Source organism: Natronomonas sp. (assembly GCF_036625485.1).
GTDB lineage: Archaea > Halobacteriota > Halobacteria > Halobacteriales > Haloarculaceae > Natronomonas.
The window spans coordinates 1-4,443 of sequence record NZ_JAZKTR010000177.1 but is presented as its reverse complement, the minus strand read 5'-3'; the positions used below and the strand labels follow the sequence as shown (position 1 = coordinate 4,443).

Annotated in this window: 5 protein-coding genes and 1 tRNA gene; 2 read left to right on the top strand and 4 right to left on the bottom strand. The window is 66.3% G+C overall.

What is annotated here, in order from left to right; genetic code table 11:
* Positions 1-218 precede the first annotated feature (218 nt).
* The 4 genes from V5A53_RS13145 to V5A53_RS13130 all read right to left on the bottom strand — a co-directional run bounded on the left by V5A53_RS13145 (position 219) and on the right by V5A53_RS13130 (position 2,325).
* Positions 219-689, bottom strand: coding sequence for a pyridoxamine 5'-phosphate oxidase family protein (locus V5A53_RS13145; protein ID WP_332314073.1), 471 nt, complete (start codon positions 687-689; stop codon positions 219-221).
* A 90-nt stretch (positions 690-779) separates the two neighbouring features.
* Positions 780-864 (bottom strand) — tRNA-Ser (locus V5A53_RS13140).
* Positions 865-950: 86 nt separating this feature from the next.
* A complete protein-coding gene (locus V5A53_RS13135; protein WP_332314072.1) occupies positions 951-1,817 on the bottom strand; it encodes a DUF6159 family protein in 867 nt (288 codons plus the stop codon).
* An 85-nt stretch (positions 1,818-1,902) separates the two neighbouring features.
* Complete coding sequence (locus V5A53_RS13130) at positions 1,903-2,325, bottom strand: universal stress protein (protein ID WP_332314071.1); 423 nt, start codon at positions 2,323-2,325, stop codon at positions 1,903-1,905.
* A gap of 68 nt (positions 2,326-2,393) precedes the next feature.
* Here V5A53_RS13130 and V5A53_RS13125 point away from each other — a divergent pair, with 68 nt between their 5' ends.
* Together V5A53_RS13125 and V5A53_RS13120 are read left to right on the top strand one after the other, a co-directional pair.
* Positions 2,394-3,362, top strand: a complete 969-nt coding sequence (locus V5A53_RS13125) for a PfkB family carbohydrate kinase (protein WP_332314070.1) — start codon at positions 2,394-2,396, stop codon at positions 3,360-3,362.
* A gap of 185 nt (positions 3,363-3,547) precedes the next feature.
* Positions 3,548-4,443: aldo/keto reductase (locus V5A53_RS13120; RefSeq protein ID WP_332314069.1), on the top strand; the 896-nt coding region annotated here is incomplete at its 3' end.

The window sequence follows — 4,443 nt, the reverse complement described above, 5'->3', positions numbered from 1 at the left end:
GGCGGCCTGCGGCCGCCTCGAATGGAGACGGCTTCGCCGTCTCCCAGCCCGCGCAACCCGGGGAAGGGCAGGGCTGTGCGGCCCTGGTGGACTGAAAGGGCGAGGCGTGCGAGACGCGAGCGAAGCGAGCGTCTCGGTATGGCCGAGGGATTTCCGGCTGTTTGCGGTCCCGCTGTCGCCGAATTCGATTTATAAACCAAACCAATCTCAGAATGTGCCTAGTGCCCGTTTCGAACAGGGGCGGGCGCGTAGGACTGATCTCGGGCGACGACGGACTCGGGTTCTATCCGAACCAGGAGCGCGGTGTCGGTGGGGTCGGCGACGTAGCCCGAGAAACGGGAATCCCAGTCGTGACGGTCGGGGCCGAGATACCGGGCCAGCAGTCGCTCGGCGAGGTCGCGATTGAAGGGTTCGACGGTGCCGGTCCCGCGGATGCCGACGTGCTGGACGAGGCCGCGCTCGGCGTCGAAATCGACGACCCCGAGGGCACACCCGGAGTGTTTCTCGACGCGGTCGGGGAAGGTGTCGGTCGAGGAATCCCCGAGAATCCAGGCGGCGTCGTCCTCCCAGAGGTACCAGACGGGCGATTCACGGGCGCCTTCGGGCGCCGCGGTGGCGAGATGGCCGAACAGCGGGCGGGCGAGAAAGGCCTCGATGCTCGCACCGAGGGTGTTCTCGACGACGTTCATACCCGGACTGCGAGTGGTTCGGGAATGAGTGTGGCGATATTTGCCGAAAGAATCGCAGGCCCGTGGCTGGTCGATGTGGAAGGTTGAGAACGCCGAGGAGGAGATTTGAACTCCTGAGTCCGTGAGGACAGTTGCTCTCGAAGCAACCGCCTTGGCCAGGCTAGGCTACCTCGGCTCATTCGATTGTGGGGGTGTGTCGACTTTATGGGTTTCGATCCGTGGCCGTACGGCGGTTCGGACGGTGGGGTTTCACGGAACGCGTCAGCCCTCGACGCGTTCGTGGCTCGGCGTCCCCTCGTGTTCGGCGCGGCCGCCGAGCGTCTCGAAATCGAAGTCGGTGAACTGCTCGGGCACCGAGCCCTCGCGGGCGTAGAGATACAGCGCCGTCTTGGCGATGCCGCGGATGGTCTGGCCGATGAGGTAGGCCGCCAGCAGGCCGAAGACGACGACCAGTATGCCGACGCCGATGCCGGCGGCCGGCGATACCGTCGCGATGACGAGAGCGATCAGGGCAGCGATGGCGATAGCGCCGAGCGCGAGCAGGAGCTGGATGATGCCGAGGCCGAGGCCGGCGCCGAGCGTCTCGCCCCACGTGTCCGTGAACGTCTCGGCGCTTCTGGTGAACATCGACCCGAGGTCGACGTCCTCGAAGACGATGACGGGGATGATGAAGAACGTCGTCACGGCCCAACCGACCGAGAACAGCGACGCCACGAGCCCCGACAGCGGGTTGTCGGATTCCTCCAGCTGCTGGATGATGAGGCTCACGACGGCGGCGATGGCCGACCACACTGCGATGGTGCCTTTCATCCGCCACGCGGCACGGGACGACCGGCGGATCGATGGCTCCCGCTCGTGGAAGGTGTCGTTGACCGCATGCACCAGCGCGGCGGTGAAAAAGGAGGCGACGAACGTCGTCACGAAGTAGAGGACGAACAGCGCGACGTATTCGACGCCGCCGCCGATGAGTTCGCCGACGAAGACGCCGATATAGAGGAAGACGAAGAACAGTCCCGTCGCGACGCCGCTGATGGCGGGAAACGCCAGTAGCTTCGGGTGTTCCCGAAGGACCGAGAGGCTGTCCATCGACAGCGTCCATCCCGTTTTGAGGTTCGCCAGGATTCCCATAGGGGGTCTGCGTCGAATCGGTATATAAAGCTCCGGCCGTGGGTGCGGGCCGGTGGATACCGAAAAAGGACTACGACTGCCAGTATCAGTTCTCGGGGCGGATGACCGTCACGGGGACGGGCGAGCGGCGAACGACCGTTTCGGCCACGCTACCGAGCAGGACGCGAGAGATACCGTCCCGGCCGTGGCTCCCGATGACGATGTGGTCGATCTCCTGTTCGTCGGCGTAGTCGACGATGGCGCGTGCCGGCCGGCCGACGGTCGATTCGGTCGTGACGTCGACGCCGGCGTCGGCGGCCGCGTCCTTCGCGCCGGCGAGGACGGTTTCGGCGCGTTCCTCGGCGGCTGCGAGCCAGTCGTCGGCGCTGCCGGGCCCCCACGCCGTCGCGCCGTCGACGGGGTCCATCACGTACAGCGCGGTGATGGATTCGGTCGGGAACTGTTCGAAGGCGTGTTCCAGCGCCGCCTCGGACGGGGGTGACCCGTCGATGGGAACGAGTATCGACATACCCGACAGTTACAGGGGGCGGCATATAAAGCCGGCAGGCCTTTTGACGGCTGGCACGACGCTCCGGTATGTACGATGCGGTGTCGTCGCTGTTGGAGTCGTCCCCTCGCCTCGCCGCCTTTCCCGACGGCAGTCTCGATATCTTCTCTCGGGTGCGCGCTGCCGACGGGAGCCACCTCTCGAAAGCGGGGCTCAGAGACCGGCTCACCGGTGCCCGCTCGCAGGCGTTCCACCTCGAGGAGCGCGTCGTCGAACCGGGCGGGCAGGCGGTCAACGCCGCCCAACAGGCCTACGCCCTCGGCGACGAGATCCGTCTCGACGCCTGTCTGGACCACCACCGACTCGACCTCCCGTTCGAATCGTACTCCCACGGCCAGCCGAGCCGCGTTCACATCCACGAGTTCACCGACGGTGACCTCCTGTACGTCTCGATCAGCGAGGACGTGGCGGGATGGACCCCCGAGTCCTTCGAGACCCTGCCCAACGCCGACGGCTACTTCTGTGCCAACTGGGTCTCCGTCGACGGGATGACCGGCGCGCTGTACACGCTCGCCGGCGAACTCGACGGGAACGCGTTCGTGTTCGACCCCGGCGACCTGACGACCGCCGACCCGGACGCCGTTCGCGGCCTCGCCGATGCGCTCGCGACGCTCGACGACGGTATCGATACCGCACTCAGCGTTAACCGGAGGGAGCTGGTGGGGTTCGCTGACGCGCTCGGCGTCGAGGCCGAAACGGCGGTAGTCCGGCACGCGGTCGGTATCTCGACGGTCGTCGTTCACGAGGCTGAGGCCGCCTACGCCGCCCACGCTGACGGAACCACGATCGTTCCGAACTTCGATATCGACCACGCGACCCGCAACACCGGAGGCGGGGACCGCTTCGGTGCCGGGTTCCTTCACGGGCTCGCGGTCGGCGCCGACCTCGATGCCGCGCTCGCGCTTGGCAACGCCTGTGCCAGTTACTACGTCGCGACCGGGGAGACGGGGACCAAGGACGATCTCTTGGAATTCGTCGACGGCCATCCGACGCTGTAACGGCCCGCCGGTGTGGCGTCGAGCGACCTTTCCGGATGCTGATACTGTCGGACGTAAGTCGGTAACCATTCGAATCGCGGCGGTGTCCGAAACGCAGGTGTCGCCCGTGCGGAACGAGGCCGCGATTCGAGCAGTTACGTCCGACAGTATGAATGCTTTTGCGGCCGTCGCGTGTATCCTCGACCATGTCACTCGACGACCTCGACCTCGATTTCGTCCAGTTGGGCGAGACGGGTCTCCAGACCAGCGAACTCCAGTTCGGAACGTGGCGCTTCGGCCGCGAAACCGAGGAAGGAAACCTCGAAATCAGCGAGGAGCGCGGTCACGAACTCCTCGACGCCTACGAGGCCGCCGGCGGCCGCTTCATCGACACCGCCGACATCTACGGCGGCGGCGTCGCCGAGGAGTGGATCGGCGACTGGCTGGCCGACCGCGACCGCGAGCGCTACACCATCGCCTCGAAGATCTACTGGCAGACCCGATCGGGCGACCCCAACAGCCGCGGGACGAACCGTAAGAGCGTCCGCCACCGCATCGATGCCCTGCTGGACCGACTCGACACGGACTACGTCGACGTCCTCTACATCCACCGCTGGGACGACCAGACGCCCGCCCGCGAGATGATGAAGACGCTCAACGGCCTCGTCGAGGACGGCAAGGTCCACTACCTCGGTGCCTCGACGCTTCGACCGAACGCCTGGAAGGTCGCCAGGGCCAACGAGATCGCCGAACGCGAGGGCTGGGAACCGTTCACCGTCACCCAGCCGCGCTACAACCTCGTCGACCGGGAGATCGAGGGCGACTATCTCGAAATGGCTCGCGAGTACGGCCTCGCCGTCTGCCCCTGGAGTCCGCTCGGACAGGGCTTCCTGACGGGCAAATACGACCGCGAAGAGGGTCTCACGGGCCAGTCGCGGGCCGCCGAATCCAGTCGCTTCCAGGAGTCGTATCTCACCGATGCGAACTTCGACGTCCACGACGAACTCGATGCGGTCGCCGACGAGGTCGACGCCTCGCCCGCCCAGACCGCGCTGGCGTGGCTCATGCATCGGGACGGCGTCACCGCGCCCATCGTCGGCGC